The following is a 17,146-nucleotide window of genomic DNA, read 5'->3' on the forward strand; positions in this document are numbered from 1 at the left end:
AAAAGCTCAATAAGCAGAAATTGAGAGCTTTCCACTCAATTTGAAGAGGATACGAAAATAGTTATTATTGGAAAATCGATTAATTGTCTATATGTATGAGATTTGGCTTATATACCAATCATCTCAATCTCAATCATCTTAATCATTGACATATTCTTATTTTATGAAATGATATATCATTAAAAGTCTTAATATAATCGATCTACCAGGTGCATGTTTTTGTGTTAGAGCCTATCCCAAAACTCAAAATTTACTTTTCTGTATCTCGTATTTTAAGCGGCTAATTGAGTTTATGACTACGACCAATCCTTAATATTTCTGAGATTTGAGAACAAAAATAAGTTTTGGGATGGGCTCTTATTGTAATAGGTAAAACTAGGGTTTCACAGATAGACTAGTGTCTTGGCAATTTAGTTGTTGTGCATAATTTTGGTAGCTTCTCATCAGCATACAATGATTTTGAGCTCATCAGATTACCAATAACTAAATTTTCATGACACTAGTCCTCTATGTGAAAACAAAAAATCTTTTGGTGTTGCAATTAAACTAAACCAATTTCAATAAACCGAGAACATTAACAGACTGATTCTGCACAAATTGGTAGCTGTAAAAATGAAAAAAATTATTCTGGTGCTAATATGACCATTAACTTTATTTTTGAAAGTTATATTTACTTCTGAAAGGTCATATTTTTCAATTCTATCGTACCTCACCAGATTTCAAAGGCTTATTTTTTCCCCTTAATCTTAATCTTCTCCCATTTCTTTTCTGAATTCTATGTAGTCTCTTTCGACTTCTTCGAGTTCGTATTCCATTTTATCCTCCCGTCTTTGATTATAATAACAGTAATTATTCTTACTTTTGTCAATTAATAAAATCTATTTCTTCATATTTACTTTAATCCCCATTTGGAAAACACTCTTAATTTATATAAAGTTTTCTGTCAACCCGAAAACCTTACTATTAACCGTTATAAGTTGACATTTTCTAGTGATATTTGTTCAACTGTGAGAAGGTGATAAGATGTTTTAAATGAGATATAGGTGTTTTCTGTTTTCATGCATAAAAGTTCAAAACCTGAACTCCTTGTAGGAGTCAGAAATCTTTCAGGGCTTAAGGCTTGTTCAGGATATGCAGATGCTGTCTACTTTTCCACTGATAGGCTTAGCCTGAGAGCAAAAGCAAAAGAAATTACTCTGGAGACTCTTGAAGATTTTGTCCATGAGGTAAAAATTAGAGGACTCAAGGCCTATCTGGCTGTAAATTCGACAGTATATGAGAAAAGACTCGGAGATGCATCGGATGTGATAGATGCAGCTTCGAGTGCAGGAGTAGACGCAGTCATTGCCTGGGATCCGGCTATAATTCTCAGGGCACGGAAAGCAGGGCTTAGAATTCACATTTCCACGCAGGCAAATATTACCAACCACGAAACTGCAGATTTCTACCAAAAGCTTGGTGCCGAAAGAATTATACTTTCAAGAGAACTTTCCCTTGAAGAAATACGGGAAATAAACCAGCAAACTGAGGTCGAAATCGAGACTTTTGTTCACGGTGCGATGTGCATGGCAATTTCAGGTCGTTGCCATCTGTCAGCTTACATTCTTGGAAAATCCGGAAATTGCGGAGAATGCACCCAGCCCTGCCGCTGGAAATGGGAACTCCATGGAGAAAACGGCTTTGTTGCAGCAAGTCTTGGAAAGTACCTTCTAAGTGCAAAAGATCTTTGTATGATAGATCATATTCCCAAACTGCTTGAATCAGGCATAGCTGCCTTTAAAGTGGAAGGGCGATTGCGGGACCCCGGATACCTTGAAATGGTTTCCCGTTGCTACAGGGAGGCCATTGACGCCTGCATAGAAGGAAACTATACTCCTGAGAAAATAGAGTCCTGGAAGCATGAGCTTGCTTCGGTCTATAACAGGGGCTTTTCAACTGGCTTTTACTTTGGGGCTCCAGGCCTTGAGGGCTTTTCTCCTGAAAAAGATATGAATGCCTCGAAAAAGCAACGCAGGGCTGTAGGAATTATCGAAAATTACTACCCAAAACAGCAAGCTGCAGCCGTCAGGCTTCTCGAAGAAGGTATTTCGGTTGGAGACGAAATAGTAATTGAAGGAAATACAACCTATTTGAGGCAGCAAGTCCGTTCCCTGAAGAAGAAAGACGAAACTGTTGACAGGGTAGAAAAAGGATACACAGTTGGCCTCGCTGTTGACGAGCAAGTCCGAAAAAACGACCGTGTTTTTATAATTTAAATATAATAATAAAACAGTATCTATATATTGGATTCTTCCTATACGGGTAGCAAATCACAGGAAAATTTACAGGAAAAACTTACAGGAAAAACTTACAGGAAAAACTTACAGGAAAAACTTACAGGAAAAACTTACAGGAAAAACTTACAGGAAAAACTTACAGGAAAGAATTAATTTATCTTATTCCGGTAATACTCTCGATCGGCTGGATACCTTTTATCGGTAAATTATCCTGTCTATTAATCCTGATCAATGGGTTGGACCTTCGTCCGGGTAAATTGCTCCCGATTAATTTCCGATCCTCTGATCAACAAGTAACTCTGATTGAGATTATTCTTTATAAACAATGTTCTTTATAAGCAATGTTCTTTATAAGCAATGTTCTTTATAAGCAATTCTCTGATTGATAAACAGTTCTCTCCAATAAAAGGTAGGTAAGAACTTACTTCCTTACTGAGTGAGAATAACATTTTCTGTTTATCCCGGAGCCAGTAGTAAAGGTGATACTTTGATAAGCGTTAACGAAATGGGATCATACGTCATCGAAGAGATGCTCGACTGGAGCGAAGACCTGAAAACTGAAGTACTCAAACTCAATAACGGGGCTACGGTTATTGACTGCGGAGTTAAAGCTGAGGGTGGATATGAAGCTGGAATGTACCTCGCAAGGCTCTGCCTGGCCGACCTTGCCGACCTCAAATACACTACTTTTGACCTGAATGGTCTCAAATGGCCTGCAATCCAGGTAGCTACTGACAATCCAGTAATTGCCTGTATGGCTTCGCAGTATGCAGGCTGGAGAATCTCCGTAGGCAATTACTTTGGAATGGGGTCAGGTCCTGCACGTGCGCTTGGCTTAAAACCTAAAGAGCTCTATGAAGAAATCGGATATGAAGATGACTTCGAAGCTGCAGTCCTTGTCATGGAATCTGATAAACTCCCTGATGAGAAAGTTGTGGAATATATTGCAAAGCACTGCAGTGTAGACCCTGAAAACGTAACGATTGCTGTTGCTCCTACTGCCTCTATTGCCGGTTCTGTCCAGATCTCTGCACGCGTTGTAGAGACCGGGATCCATAAACTTGAGTCAGTTGGTTTTGATATCAATTGTATTAAAAGCGGATATGGAGTTGCCCCAATTGCTCCTGTTGTCGGAAATGATGTTCAGTGCATGGGTTCGACCAATGATTGTGTGATCTACTGCGGCGAAACTAACTATACTGTCCGCTTTGATGGAGAACTGGCTGACCTTGAGGAATTCGTAAAGAAGGTGCCCTCCACAACCTCCCGAGACTTTGGAAAGCCTTTCTATCAGACTTTCAAAGAAGCAAACTTTGACTTCTTTAAGGTCGATGCAGGTATGTTTGCCCCAGCCAGGCTTACGGTAAACGATCTTAAGAGTACAAAAACAATTTCTAGTGGCAGACTGTATCCGGAAATCTTACTTCAGTCCTTCGGAATCAGGCAGGTTTAAAGGAAGAGACCTTTTTAATTTTTTATCTTTTTTTCAATTTTTTAATGTTTTTTTACTTGTTTTCATTCTCTTTATTTCTCTTTTGCTTTTTAATTTCCAAACTCTTTTCTTTTCCAATCTCCAAATTTTTAATTTTGAACCTTATTATTCCTGGTGAAAATTGTGATTTTTTCCCGATTCTTCCCTTATGAACGCTGTTAACATCATTTATTTAAGTAAATGCTTCCAATCCTACTGTAAAATATAATGCAATAAAAAATGTAAGAATGCTATAAAGAAATATTATGAAGAAATACTATAAAGAAATACTATAAAGAAATACTATAAAGAAATACTATAAAGAAATACTATAAAGAAATACTATAAAGAAATACTATAAAGAAATATTACGACGAAATGCTCAGAAAATAAGATTCTACTGAAAGCTTAAGGAGAAAATTCAATGCCAATAATAAACACTTCACAGGGAGTAGGAGGCATCCTGAACAGTTTCAGGGGCCTTGTCGAAGATGCAAAGAAAATTACTTTTGTGGGAACACCTGGGTTTTGCACTCCTTTTGCAGAACTTCTTGGTTTTGTAGTTCGTAACCGTGAACTTGCTTTTATTTCCAGCGAGGATTTTGAGAAAGCCAGGTCTATCTTCATGGGTCATGAAGGCATGCAGCTTGGAGATCTGACAGATAAGCACGCTGACGTTGTTGTCCTGCTTGGAGGTCTTTCTATGCCAAAAATAGGGATTAGCCCTGAAAAAGCAAAAGAAGTTGCCAGTAAAATCCTTGAAGGCTCTGAGAATGGAAAAGTTGTCGGAGTATGCTTCCAGTCTGCGTTCATACAGCAGAAATGGGATGAAATAATAAATTTTGATTATGTCATCAATGCCGATCTGGCAGTTGAGGTATTGCAAGTCTGAAATGCTCTGAAGTTCAGTTTCGGGAATTTTTGAGGCTTCCAGGCAGAATAATTCCCTTTCTTTACTCTTTTCTTTACCTTTTTATATCTTTTTGCTTTTTACATTTTTACTTTTTTGTCTTACTCTTTATTATTCTTTATCTCTTTTGCCTTCATCCTTACCTTTTACTCTCTTTTTTTTCCAATTTTTTAAGCTTTTTAATAAGATACAATTATATTCAATCCTGACTAATGACATATGATAATTATGGAGAAAGCTGCTAAAGAAATCAAGGAATTAAAGGGTTTTTTACCCAGATCTATTGCGTATGCCGGACAGATAAACGAGGAATTTGCTGAAGGAATAGCAGGCCTCTATAAAGCCATATGGGAAGAAAGGGAAGATGGGCTTTCTATAAAACATAAGCATCTCATTGTTTTTGCTGTAGCCTGTTCAAGCAATAACATCCAGAGCGCAGTCAAGATCCTGGAAAGACTTCATAAATTTGGGGCTACAAGAACCGAGATAAATGATGCAATGATGCTCGCGGCCTGGACAGGCGGAATCCAGCACTTTACGGATTTTAGCGCAGCAGTACTTAAAGAGATGGAGAAACTAGGTTATTGAGGCTATTAAGAAAACACTTTCATTGAAGTATTTCTTCTTTAATTTTTCAGAAGACATCCTGTTTATCAATTTACTTTTTGAACTATTCTTTTTTAAGATACTTTTTCCAAACTACTTTAAGAGGCGGAAATATATTTTACAATTTTGAGGCTGGGAAAATGGACTTTATATATGGAAAGTAAATGATCCAAAACAAGTGAATTCTCAAGTTCTCTTTAGAAGGTTCAAAAAATGAGTCAGATCTGTATCTGGTTCATTGTCGGTTTCTGTTGTTCTTTCATGGTATGGAGCTTACCAGCAGCTTTTACTAGGAAAGCTTTTTTCGTTATAATGTAAGGTAATTTACTTCTTCTATTATTAAAAAAGCCTTAGATATCTTTATAATCACCAACTACAATTTTAATCGTCAAATTAGCTTAATAATTATAATAGCTGAAAATATTTTACGGAATTGTGGGAAGGGGAAGATATGAGAAATCAAACATTTAAGATGCTAAAAAAGACACAACAGTTATTACTGCCGGTCTTTTGTGTAATTCTACTGACAACTGCGTATGCGAGTGCAACTTCTTTAGTTCCATCAAACCAGACGAATGAACCAAACCAGTTTATTCTTCAAGGGATTGGACCAAAGTATGAAGATGTACAAATAAGCTATTCAACGACCAGTATCACAGGCAAACCTATTTTTAGTTATAAAGACTCGAAAGACTCGTACAGCTTCACAGGAGATGAAATCCGTACTGAACAAATGGCAAAAAGTAAAACAGTTACAGTGACATTAGAGAGCATTCCTGATCTCCATGTTACAACACTAACTCTGTTAATACCTGCAATCAACTTTGATAGTTCAGCAAAAGAGTTTAAAACGGTCGCGATCCGAACGACTAGCAAAACCACAATTGCCGGAGAGAGTGTTGTTAAGGGAGCAGTAAAATCATATGAGGTGATATGTCTCAAAGGAACTGCTAGTTATGTTGTATCTTAAGTTAAATTTCAAGTTAAATCTAAGTTAAATCTAAGTTAAATCTAAGTTAAATCTTAAGTTAAATCTAAGTTAAATCTAAGTTAAATTTCAAGTTAAATCTAAGTTAAATCCATGCATCTTCGGTTAAGTGAAGAACTATGATAAATTGCATCGATTTACTCAACATTTGCCAAATGTTTTAATATATTACGAGCTAGAACAAGGTATCGATTTCATGTAAATAGGCCAAGACTTAAGGCTAGCTTCTAATGCAAAATCGATAGCTTTCAGGCAAGAAAATTCCTTAACCGATGACCAATGAAGTTAAATCTAAGTTAAATTTCAAGTTAAATCTAAGTTAAATCTTAAGTTAAATCTTAAGTTAAATCTTAAGTTAAATTTTATTCATGCTTACTTTCATGAAATGAATTAATTTTCCTAATGCAAGGTTTATGTTGATTTTGCAGCAAAGCTAGATTTTTTGCACATAAATCTCTATAATATTCGGGCAGGCAGCTCTAGCTGCTTTCCCTGTGTCAGAACATATCAAGTTCATTCAGAGGTCACCTTTCAAAAAGATCTTCTTTCAATAGACTACGACTTTTTCTAATTGGAAAATAAAAAAGGATGAAATCTGGTCATTTCTACTCATATGCTCTCTTCAAAAATCTGTAAATAGTTTATATATTCTATTTTATTCCTCGTACCCTGAACCAAAAACTTCTTGCAATGTAGTCGTTATAAAGAGTACCAAAAAAATCCTGAAAAGAGGCTTTAGAAAGTAATTTTTTATTAATCTAGTCTGTTCTTTATCGCGTATATGAACAATTTTCCTTCATCGTTTTTTATCTTTAAAAGACTTAGCCTTCTTTTTTCAATCTTATTATTTTCATATTTTTAAATTAAAAAATATATACATTTTTCAATTTTTTTCGGAAGGTTTATTACTCAGTTTTTATAGAGAAATTAGGGACATTTTTTACTGCATACCCTTGCTCAGGTGCTGAGTTTGTGTGCTGGTGTCTAGACAATATCTGTTAAATGGTATAGAATTCGACTGGGTGTGTGAACACTATATGCAGTTCAGATTGTACGAACATTATATGCAGTTCAATTCGTTACCGTAAGATAAATTTCAGCACTATTGAGATACTGTCAGTCAGGCAATTTAAAGTGAGCATCTAACTAAAAACAAACAAACCAGGCGGATATCAAAGAAGGGATTTTGTGGAACAACCGAAAGTAAACGTAATTTATAGGGAAGTACAGGATCTGCGAAACAATTTTTTCCTGGTTTCGGTTCTTTATCCTGCGCTCCTGCTATGGTATATTGAAATCCATAGCCTGATTTTCGGAAAACCTGCCGGAATCAGTAACATTCCTGGAACATACCTATTTACGCTCTGGATTGTCTTTGGGTTATTTTTCCCTCTTATGTTTTACTATACAAAGTACATAACTGAAGTAAGAAGTGATGGAATATACATTCACCTGGTACCCCTGAATCTCTCTTCCAAGAAGATTCCTTTATATGTAGTGGAGGATTGCAAAATTAAGGTTTATAATCCTCTCACAGGAAAAGAATCTGATGTGTCACCTGATGTGTCACAATCTGCTAAAAAAGTTAGTCCTGTTGTGATAATCAAACTTATCTCTGGAGAAAGAATGCTTCTTAGCTCCAGAAAACCTGAAGAACTCTGCAGTGCAATTAAGCAAGCTACAGCAGAATACTGATGATTTCTGCCTCGAGATCTTCTGTTTTTTATAATTACTGTTTAATAATTTCTTTATAATTATTATTTTAACAGTTTCTACTGCCCATAATTAAATATTAAATGCTATATATTTTAACTTTACATTTTTTTCGCAATTGATTCTCAGAAGCTTTAGTTTGACCCCAAGCAAAAGCGCAAAAAGCAAAACCTTATATTAAACTTGAAACTGTATATTAATGTTTAAGAGAAACTCTTTCTAATAATTTAACAAAAATTCTATAAAATTAAAAAATGCCCCGTAGAAGGTAGATATAAAGTGGTCTGGGGAATAGATTTTTCCCCGAAAGGAACGGAGTCTCTTTACAGGGAACAGGGTGGAAAACTTCTGATCGAACTTGAGTTGCATAGTATAATGCAAATTTTCAATTCTTTTGATCCTGCTCCTTTTCACGAAAAAGAACTTGACCCGGAAGCAGAAGAATATATTTATAATACAGTTGGAGAATTCCCTCTAAAAAAACCCCTTGAGATTGTAATATACGTTCCCCCTTTCGAGTTTGATGGAGAAACCGAGCATACACTTAAAGAAGCAATAAGGAACCATTTTTCTTACAAAAAAATTCTCACGGATATAGAGTTGAGGAGGCTTCTTCAGCGGGGAAGAAGGAACTTTGCAATTGCTATTGTCTTCCTTTTTCTCTGTCTGCTCATAATCCGGCTTCTTTCTACGCTTGAACAAGGCCTGATAAATACTATGTTTTCCGAAGGCCTGACAATTATTGGATGGGTTGCGATGTGGGAGCCTGTTTATGTTTTTCTCTATGGATAGTGGCCTATTGTGCAAAAAAGAAACATTTACAGGAAAATTATTGATATGGATATAAAAGTAAGCAGCAACTTCAGAAGCTAAATAATTTAATTGCAGGTAAGTTTATCTATACAAAAATCTCAAAGCTAGTTTCTTCAAGCTGTTAACATATTTGAAAAATTTATTCACATATTCTCGCATCCACAACTACATGCAGGACACCGGGAGAGTACTTTTTTATCCGTCTGGTTTCCAGGACTTCAACTTTTTTTCCCAGAGATTTAGCAGCTTCTTTTATCCTTTCTTCAGGTCTTGTTCTGGCGAGATTTTCAGGCACCGTTTCATGGTAATGCAGGACTCCTCCACTTCTTTTTAAAGCTCTTATAGCCGTCTCAAGGTAATGGTGTGTTGTTCCAACATACCCCATGATAACCCTATCCGCTTCTCCTTCGGGAACAGCCTGAGAGCAGTCTTCAAGAATCGGAGTAATAATATCTTCCACATGGTTCAGTTTAATATTTTCTTTCAGGTAGGCGAAGGATTCAGGATTTATTTCGATACTTACAATCTTTTTCGGCTTTGAGTGGACAGCCATAGGAATTGAAAAATACCCTATTCCTGCAAACATATCCACAACAATTTCCCCCTTCCCGAGCTTGCTCATTCTTTTCCTTTCTTCAAGGTTCCCTTTTGAGTACATAACTTTTGTTACATCCTGCTTAAAAAAGCAGCCATGCTCTTTGTGGATAGTTTCTGTCCCGCTGCCGAGAAGGAGTTCTCTTTTTGGTTGGCGGAACTGCCCTTCGATTCCAAAATCCCTTACAACAGTTCTGCACCTTGGATACATCGAGAGTAAAGCCTCGGCTATTCTCGTTTTTTTATCTTCCAGGATTTCAGGGATACTAACTATTATTATATTTCCCAGAATTTGCCAGCCTGCTGGAACTAACGCAAGTTCAGGTTCGGAAAGAGAACCTTTAAGGGACTCCTTGAGAGAGTTGGGGTTTTCAAGGAATTCCGGATTTTTCTGTTCAAGAACCAGAAAACTTTCCACACTGTCGTATGCAGCTTCTGTGACCGGGATTTCCAGGAAGTTGCCTTCTTCGGTCCTGACTTTTCGAATCCTTCTTGCAGTATCCAGAAATCCTTCAAGAACTGCTTTTTTCCTTATCTCTTCTCCTTTTTCGGGTGGGACCCTGATCATTCTGTGCATTGAAATTGAAGAATATTCCACATGGAATTAATGTTTTTTGTCTGAACTTTATGCAGACAAATTACCTGATCAATATCTATTGACCTCAAGTGTACGCTATATAGCCAAGAGTTAAGTAAGTAAAAAAACTTAAATCGTTTAAGAATATACATATATTAATCTGTGTTATACTATAAATCTTATAACAGATCTGTTAATAGGTTTTCTGCAGCAGGAAAGATATTACAGATAAATCAGTAGCTTGAGTAGTTATAATAAATCAGTAACCTGAATATTATGATTGTTATTTTTGTCAGTCAGGCTAGAATTTAGCTTACCTATTATTGTAGTGTCTGATTATTATAGTATCTACAAAAACAAGTTTGATGGTGAAGAGTTATGTTAAATCAGCTGAATGAAAGAGTGGATTCTACTAAATTACACAAGTGAAAGAACATACCAAGTCATTTAAATTAAAAGTGGGCGTTATTTAACGCCCTACCTCCAAAAATTAAAAGATTACTTTCAATTAAAAGATGGCTCATCTGCACCTTAAATTGAAACTGGCTTGCAACAGTTCCCCATCGATAACCAGATTAGGGACGCGGCATCATTCTTTCTCTTTGAGAAGCCATTACATTTTGTGTCCTCTCGGATAACTGACACTTAAACTGTTTGACATTCTCTGCCTGGTCCCGTTTAGCTAGCTCACTGTTCGCTTTGCTGACGACCTCTTCACTTGGCACGCCGGCTCCGTTCACCTTCCACTGGAACTTGAAGCTGGCCCATTCATCAGACAGTTCACTGAGCCTCTTGTATTCCATATTCGAAGGCATGAGGTCAAGCTGCTCGTCGATTATCTTGTTTACATAGTTTTTATTCGGCTCGAAAACGACCAGTGGTTCGATAACATCAGCCTTTACGATATCCCTGATATCCCTTCCTTCATACTTCTCAAGGAGGTTGGCACAGCCTTCGAAGTGCGAAATCTCCATTTTTGCAAAGTCTTCCCAGATCGCTTTTATCCTTGGATCGGTCTCAGTCTGGGCGCAAGAGAAATAGATATATGCTTCACAGAGTTGCATGAGTGCGGACTTTTCGAGCATTGTTTCGTTTGGATCACCGAGCAGCCCATACAGGGTCACATGCTCTTCTTCAACATCGGCAATCTCAGAGTAAAGCTGCCTTGCAAGTTCATCAGAATACATATTCCCGTGAGTCTTGTAGAAAAGCTCGGTCTGCTGCTCGCCTGCAACAATGGTGAGATAATTCATTTTGGTTTTAATGTCAGCCGTGTCTTTATCGTAGTGCTTGCGCATGGTCTCGTCAGGGTGACGGTGGTGGCCAATTGTTGGTCTTGCGGCTTTTACTTCAGTCTTGCCCTGAACAATAGACTCAGGATCACCTCCTTCTATGTAATCATAAAGGCAACTGTATCGGTAAAGGTGGTCGAAGTCCTCAAGCAAGGCGAAGTCCAGAGTTTGCTTCACATATGAATCGGGCTCGTTTTTGGCAAGATTTGCAGTGAGATCAACCGCTACCTGTTCATAGCCAAGTGTGGTCTCTATAACACTCTGATTAGCCGGATTTAGCCAGTCAACTGTCTGCTGTTGCATTGAGTCAGCGCGCCTCATCGCTGCCATCTGGCGTTTGATTTCCGGATCTACAGTCATTCGCTCAATCGCATGTGACATAAGGACTGAAGCGTTCTCAATCCCGTTCATCAGGATTACCCGGGTCCGGGTGTATGCGTCGACCAATTTCTTGTCATACGGAGGTTTGACTATTTCTTTCCAGTTCATAAACTGCTCTTCTATTGGAATACTATCCATTTCAAAAGGTCTGAATTGTGCCATTACTGTTTCCCCCAATTTTTTTACCAGCTCTTGCCCTTTGTGCATTATGAGAACCGGGCAGAATATCAACTGCCTGATTCAGGATTCTGCAAAGAGCAAGGCCGTTACCTTTTGCCATAAGCTTTTCTCAGCAGAGTACCCCCCACATATCTGCAATATTTCCTGCCTTAAGCTCCAAGACGACACTGGATGCGTGCAGGCAAGGTGACTGGCATCTAGCTGGCTCTTTTTAGTTTAGATTAATTGAAGATATCTATAACTTAGGTCTATATAAAAATCAATCATATCTTAATTTCAACACGAGTAGACTAGTTTTAATATATAAATAGTAGTTCAAATAACCAAAAATCATAGAGTTAATGGGATATCATAATAAGTAAATGTAGAATACATTAATTATAGTTTAAACTTGTTTAATTATAAACAAAACTAATTTTTTAGTTCAAAATGTACCTTTGATTCTCGGTATGACGGTTTAAGTTTCTAAAAGCTTGGTATATCAGGAGAGGGGGTCAATAACTCGAAAGTAAGGGAACAAATTTAGCACGCCTAATTCAATCTGATATGCTGGGTTTTTGGGCTGTAGTTATATTACGTTTCCTGAACGTAAAGCTCTATGACAGGTATCATATAGTGTATAATAAGGTATAATGTCAAGGATGTCAAGGGGGGAATTCTGGCAGAGAAGGAGAAAAAGAATGACTTATTCATGAAACCAATGAAAAACCGATGATAAAGTGTTTTATTAAGGCACTAAAAGATAGTTCGGCTCTTATTTGTAGTTGCATGGAATCGGTAGAACGATTAAACATGTATCTGAAAAAAACAGGTAGGGGAATGAAAAAGTGAGTATGGAATGAAAAAAGCGAGTGTGGAATAAACTATAAACAAGGACTCTAAATTAAAACATAACCTCTTACTTACTCTCCTTTTCTTTTAAGTTATAATAAATATCCAGTAATTTAAGAGTGTTTTCAGAAATCTGCACTTTCATTTCCTTGCCTGGCCTGAAAAATGCAAAATGGTGGATCTCACTTCTCGGTTCTGGCAATCCTTTGGCCTTAATCTTAAAGACCTTGGATGCATGAAATTTGAAAAGGTATCTTACGTCGTATGCCCTAAGTCCTGTTTCTTCTCTAAGCTCTCGAATCGCAGCTTCGATACTAGCCTCCCCTTTCTTCGGTTTTCCTCCAGGGAACCTGTAGTAAGACCCGGAGCTGCTCACCAGCAGGATTCCATCATCGGTTTCAACTATTACTGATCCTCTTCGATTGTCGTATGCACTTGGAATACTTCTACCTTCTTTGAAACGGCTGATTTTATAGGATTATTACTTTTTGCTAAGAACTTTATTTCTAAAATTATTTAAAATTTTTACAGGTCGGTTGCTTTCCTTCTTTAGTCGCAAATAACGGAAACTTTATATTTTCTGTTAAGTCCTCAATAATTATACAAAGATTTATGCCCTGGATAACTCCACTTTCATTCTTTTAGCAACTTTTATATGTTTACTCCATAATGAAAAGCAGAAACAAGTTCAAAAGAATATTGAAAATGGCAGGCAATAACAACGAAACTGAAAACAGGTTATTGGACGTGCAAATGAACTTCGGGCTAATTCCGGCTTGAAAGCATCGGATATTCTGTACATCTATTTGTATTAATATTTCGAGTGTCGAGTCAAACACAAAATGTCGTATAAAATCGAGTGCAGTTATTAGGAATTATTGAATCCTTGATAATTGACTTGACACTAGTGAGATTCCAGGAAATGTAACTTTTACCTTATGGTGCTATAAAATGAAAAAATAGTGGAAAGACTCTTTATCATAGGTTCAAAAAAAGGCTTTTTGGGATAAGAAAAAAGGCAAAAGGGGTTGGATGGGAATTTGAGGACGAAATATACTTTTTTTATAACGGGAGTTGAGAATATCTTTGAGAAAGAGCATATGAAGTTATTTTCAAACAGATAAAAAAATTTAAATATGAGCAATAGATTAAATAGGCGTATGGAAATACAGTTAAAAAAAGATTTGATATCCGCAATTGGTTGGCTTGTTCTCTGGATTATTGTCAAAAGCTACATAAATGCATGTGCCCCGTAACTTTGGAACGCTAACAAAGAAACTTAGAGAAATTTGAGATAAATTTGAAAGAAATTTGAGAGAAACTCAACAAGTATTTAGAAGGACTTTAAAATTACCGAAAGATGCATAAAATAACTTCTATTTAACCTTCAGATTTGCAGATACTACAGGATGAGACATACAACAAACAATTTTTATATTTAAAATCCGATTTATTCCAGATGGCTGCTTCCTGGTCTCGGTCCAGAACCCTTGAGACAAAGCATAAGGTATTTTCCTGGCGGATAGACAGTCGAGGAAACGTTTTCATAAAAAGGAAGTTCAGAAAGAACATTTTTCCAAGAATCGCTAAGATTAGCTGCCTTCACCTGGACAATCTCTTCGAATTCATGCAGGATATGGAATGGAAAGCCCTTGCAAACTATGCTACAAAACTGTGCTTGGGAATAGAACGAGCAAAAGAGGGGAATGAAATTCTTGCTGCTTTTGGAAAACTGGCAGGAAAAAACGATAGAGTACTCTCGAGATTCGTTAAGTCCAGAAAATGAATCCACTTTTTTGGTAATTTTCTTGAGCCAATTCTTGAACCCGGAGAAATTGAAAAAACTAAAAAACAACAAAAACATAAAGAGCAAATTAAACCAACCGAAAACATCGAACAGACGAAACTTTTGGCTTTTTTTCAGAACTAATGAAAAATAAAAATTTAGAAACCAGGAACTCAACGAATAACTAAAAGTAAAAGAAAGGTTTAGAAAAAGTAACATTTATAAAAGAAGAATCCCCTTTTAAAGAGAAGAAGATGTTTTCAAAATACTAATCTGATTATAAAAATGAAGAATCTGTTTTTAAGTACGTTCCAAAAGTAAACTCATGAAGTTTCAACATCCATTTCTATGCCTCCAACCCTTTTTGCAACAAGAGTATATATTGTGCCAATAAGAAGTCCCACTATTGCTCCCGCAATCCCATAAAACACAACGAAGAATACAATTGCAAATATGCCTTCAATAAGACCTATCCCATCCATACTCAGTATGAAAAGAATAATCGGTGAAAAGATGATGGCAAGTGAGAGATACATAATACTCAGGACTTTTGCCAGAGACATGCTATTTAAAGATGTGATACGCATCATATAATACCCCCTAAATGTCTAACAATCTGTAAGTATAAAAATTTATTCTGTTAGGTAGTTGAAGAAAGTAACTTTTTACCTGGAAGATTCTCTAATCTTTCTGCCTATGAGGATGTTTTTCCGAACATTTTAAACCGGAGTTCGGTTTTACATAGTTAATTCCTGAACATCAATGTTTAAGACCAGCCTGGAACAAATACTGAGTTAAAACGATCTCTTTTCCAAAAGTATCTTTTTACTTTCTGGGGGCTGGCTTGAACGGAACTGTCGGGTGTTAACGTACTTGAGATCCTTACAGGGATAGATCAGCTAATCTGGGGACCGCAGCTTCTGATTTTACTTGTGGGAACCGGGATTTTCCTGACCTGGAAACTCGGGATGGTTCAGGTAATCAGGCTGCCCCTTGCACTTAAGTATGTGCTTAATTCTAGAAAAACCGAAATTGGAGTACAGGGTGACGTTTCAAGTTTTGGGGCGCTGAGTACTGCACTGTCCTCAACTATTGGAACTGGAAATATAGTTGGGGTTGCAACTGCAATAAAAACAGGAGGTCCAGGTGCTCTCTTCTGGATGCTTCTTGCAGGTTTTTTCGGGATGGCAACCATGTACTCCGAGTCCCTGCTTGCAGTCAAATACAGAGTGACTGATTCAAACGGGCAGATGTCAGGAGGGCCCATGTATTATATAAAAAACGGGCTTGGGCAGAGAAAGTACAGCCAAACTCTTGCTACGGCTTTTGCTTTTTTTGGTATGAACGTAGCTCTCTTCGGGATAGGGACTTTTCCGCAGGTAAATTCCATTGTTGATTCGGCAAGGATTGCCTTTAATATCCATGAAACTCTGAGCGCTTTTGTAATAAGCCTGCTCGTAGCGTTTGTAACACTTGGCGGAATCAGGAGGATTGCAGGCGTTGCCCAGCTTCTAGTGCCTTTAATGGCAATAAGCTATGTATCGGGATGCCTGATAATAATTGGGTTAAACTTTGAGAAAATACCTGAAACTCTCACTTTGATAGTAAGTGCTGCATTCACAGAAACTGCTGCAAGGGGCGGTTTTCTTGGAGCAGGAGTAATGCTTGCAGTCAGAATGGGGATTGCACGAGGAATTTTCTCAAACGAGTCCGGCCTTGGAAGTGCTCCGATAGCCGCTGCGGCTGCAAAGGTAAAAGAGCCTGTCAGACAGGGACTCATTTCCATGACAGGAACTTTCTTTGATACTATTATCGTCTGCTTCATGACCGGAATCGTCCTGATCGTAACAGACTCCTGGACAGGTGACCTTGCAGGTGCATATATGACAAGCTATGCTTTTTCCACCGTACTTGCGGAGTTCGGAAATTACATAGTAACAGTCGGGCTCATTTTGTTTGCCTTTACAACAATTCTTGGGTGGAATTACTATGGTGAGCGCTGTACGGAATTTCTCTTCGGTGTAAAAGGAATTCTCCCTTACAAAATCCTTTACATCCTGATTGTTGCCTCAGGTGCCTTCATGACTCTTGATGTTATCTGGGTACTTGCTGATATCGTAAACGGGCTCATGGCTATTCCAAACCTTATTGCTCTGCTGGCCCTGCGAAAAGTTGTTACTATCGAGACCAAGCAGTACTTTGAGAAACTTAAGGCTGAAGCCTCGAATTCGGGAGAGATACCAAAATAATCCGGCTGGAAAAACCTTGCTAAATACAGAGTTTTTTTTTCAATCAACCGTTGACCCGAAACCGTTGCGCCGGTTTATCACGCCTATAGGGTTTGGGGCTAAGGTTCTCAAATCCAAATGTTAACTCGTCGTTTTCGCTCAAGCCTTTTCAAAAAAGGCTTGCGGGCAAGCAGTTTTTTGAAAAGGCTTGTTTTTCATCCTACGTCTTCTGTTTGTTAATGATGCTGTTTTTTATGATGCTGCCTTGTTCGGACCTTTGGGTTTTCAGGCTTTTGTTCTCGGATTACTTATTTTTTCTTTTTTGCAGTTTTTCCTGGATTTTCTTTCTGTATACGAATAACCCTCCTGCAAGTGCTAGTATCACAATATAGGATAGGTGTGCCCCAAATCCATTACTCTTGTTGCCTGGCCCTTTTGATTCCTGTGCAGTCATATTTCCTGATGTTGTAGTTTCGAGATTAACTTCTTTAGTAACGGTT

At 37.5% G+C, this 17,146-nt stretch carries 15 protein-coding genes and 1 pseudogene; 10 read left to right on the plus strand and 6 right to left on the minus strand.

What is annotated here, in order from left to right; all coding sequences use genetic code 11:
• The first annotated feature begins 1,058 nt into the window (after positions 1-1,058).
• The 8 genes from ASJ81_RS00985 to ASJ81_RS22460 all read left to right on the plus strand — a co-directional run bounded on the left by ASJ81_RS00985 (position 1,059) and on the right by ASJ81_RS22460 (position 8,756).
• Complete coding sequence (locus tag ASJ81_RS00985; RefSeq protein ID WP_095642844.1) at positions 1,059-2,255, plus strand: peptidase U32 family protein; 1,197 nt, start codon at positions 1,059-1,061, stop codon at positions 2,253-2,255.
• A 27-nt stretch (positions 2,256-2,282) separates the two neighbouring features.
• Entirely contained in the window at positions 2,283-2,429 is a 147-nt protein-coding gene (locus ASJ81_RS22455; protein ID WP_170943132.1) for a hypothetical protein, read from the plus strand.
• A 334-nt stretch (positions 2,430-2,763) separates the two neighbouring features.
• Entirely contained in the window at positions 2,764-3,729 is a 966-nt protein-coding gene (mch, locus tag ASJ81_RS00990; RefSeq protein WP_095642845.1) for a methenyltetrahydromethanopterin cyclohydrolase, read from the plus strand.
• A 442-nt stretch (positions 3,730-4,171) separates the two neighbouring features.
• Positions 4,172-4,639, plus strand: coding sequence for a DUF2124 family protein (locus ASJ81_RS00995; protein ID WP_095642837.1), 468 nt, complete (start codon positions 4,172-4,174; stop codon positions 4,637-4,639).
• A gap of 246 nt (positions 4,640-4,885) precedes the next feature.
• A complete protein-coding gene (locus ASJ81_RS01000) occupies positions 4,886-5,245 on the plus strand; it encodes a carboxymuconolactone decarboxylase family protein (RefSeq protein ID WP_095642846.1) in 360 nt (119 codons plus the stop codon).
• Positions 5,246-5,714: 469 nt separating this feature from the next.
• Positions 5,715-6,233 carry a hypothetical protein gene (locus ASJ81_RS01005; RefSeq protein WP_095642838.1) on the plus strand — a complete coding sequence of 173 codons (519 nt, stop codon included), beginning with the start codon at positions 5,715-5,717 and terminating at the stop codon, positions 6,231-6,233.
• Positions 6,234-7,439: 1,206 nt separating this feature from the next.
• Entirely contained in the window at positions 7,440-7,946 is a 507-nt protein-coding gene (locus ASJ81_RS01010) for a DUF6141 family protein (protein ID WP_170943133.1), read from the plus strand.
• A gap of 297 nt (positions 7,947-8,243) precedes the next feature.
• Entirely contained in the window at positions 8,244-8,756 is a 513-nt protein-coding gene (locus ASJ81_RS22460; RefSeq protein ID WP_245859665.1) for a hypothetical protein, read from the plus strand.
• A gap of 160 nt (positions 8,757-8,916) precedes the next feature.
• On the opposite strand, the gene ASJ81_RS01020 is transcribed toward ASJ81_RS22460, so the two are convergent.
• From ASJ81_RS01020 to ASJ81_RS01030, 4 genes are all read right to left on the minus strand, one after another.
• Entirely contained in the window at positions 8,917-9,948 is a 1,032-nt protein-coding gene (locus ASJ81_RS01020; protein WP_095642839.1) for a class I SAM-dependent methyltransferase, read from the minus strand.
• 575 nt (positions 9,949-10,523) lie between these two features.
• Entirely contained in the window at positions 10,524-11,783 is a 1,260-nt protein-coding gene (locus ASJ81_RS22465) for a hypothetical protein (RefSeq protein ID WP_095642840.1), read from the minus strand.
• Positions 11,761-11,901: a hypothetical protein gene (locus tag ASJ81_RS23485; RefSeq protein ID WP_245859668.1), complete on the minus strand. Its 141-nt coding sequence runs from the start codon at positions 11,899-11,901 to the stop codon at positions 11,761-11,763. Before ASJ81_RS23485 ends, ASJ81_RS22465 begins: the two co-directional genes overlap by 23 nt.
• Positions 11,902-12,699: 798 nt before the next feature.
• Positions 12,700-13,101 carry an NUDIX domain-containing protein gene (locus ASJ81_RS01030; protein WP_338037343.1) on the minus strand — a complete coding sequence of 134 codons (402 nt, stop codon included), beginning with the start codon at positions 13,099-13,101 and terminating at the stop codon, positions 12,700-12,702.
• 990 nt (positions 13,102-14,091) lie between these two features.
• Here ASJ81_RS01030 and ASJ81_RS01035 point away from each other — a divergent pair.
• Positions 14,092-14,418 (plus strand): hypothetical protein, encoded by a 327-nt coding sequence (locus tag ASJ81_RS01035; RefSeq protein WP_245859672.1) that lies wholly within the window; start codon positions 14,092-14,094, stop codon positions 14,416-14,418.
• Positions 14,419-14,741: 323 nt separating this feature from the next.
• Here ASJ81_RS01035 and ASJ81_RS01040 read toward each other — a convergent pair whose 3' ends face one another.
• Positions 14,742-15,008: a hypothetical protein gene (locus ASJ81_RS01040; RefSeq protein ID WP_141241550.1), complete on the minus strand. Its 267-nt coding sequence runs from the start codon at positions 15,006-15,008 to the stop codon at positions 14,742-14,744.
• A 264-nt stretch (positions 15,009-15,272) separates the two neighbouring features.
• On the opposite strand from ASJ81_RS01040, the gene ASJ81_RS01045 reads away from it, so the two are divergent.
• Entirely contained in the window at positions 15,273-16,667 is a 1,395-nt protein-coding gene (locus tag ASJ81_RS01045) for an alanine/glycine:cation symporter family protein (RefSeq protein ID WP_095642843.1), read from the plus strand.
• 283 nt (positions 16,668-16,950) lie between these two features.
• Here the strand turns inward: ASJ81_RS01045 and ASJ81_RS22470 are convergent.
• Positions 16,951-17,146: pseudogene (locus ASJ81_RS22470) on the minus strand (COG1361 S-layer family protein); the annotation flags it as partial.

The organism is Methanosarcina spelaei (genome assembly GCF_002287235.1).
GTDB lineage: Archaea > Halobacteriota > Methanosarcinia > Methanosarcinales > Methanosarcinaceae > Methanosarcina > Methanosarcina spelaei.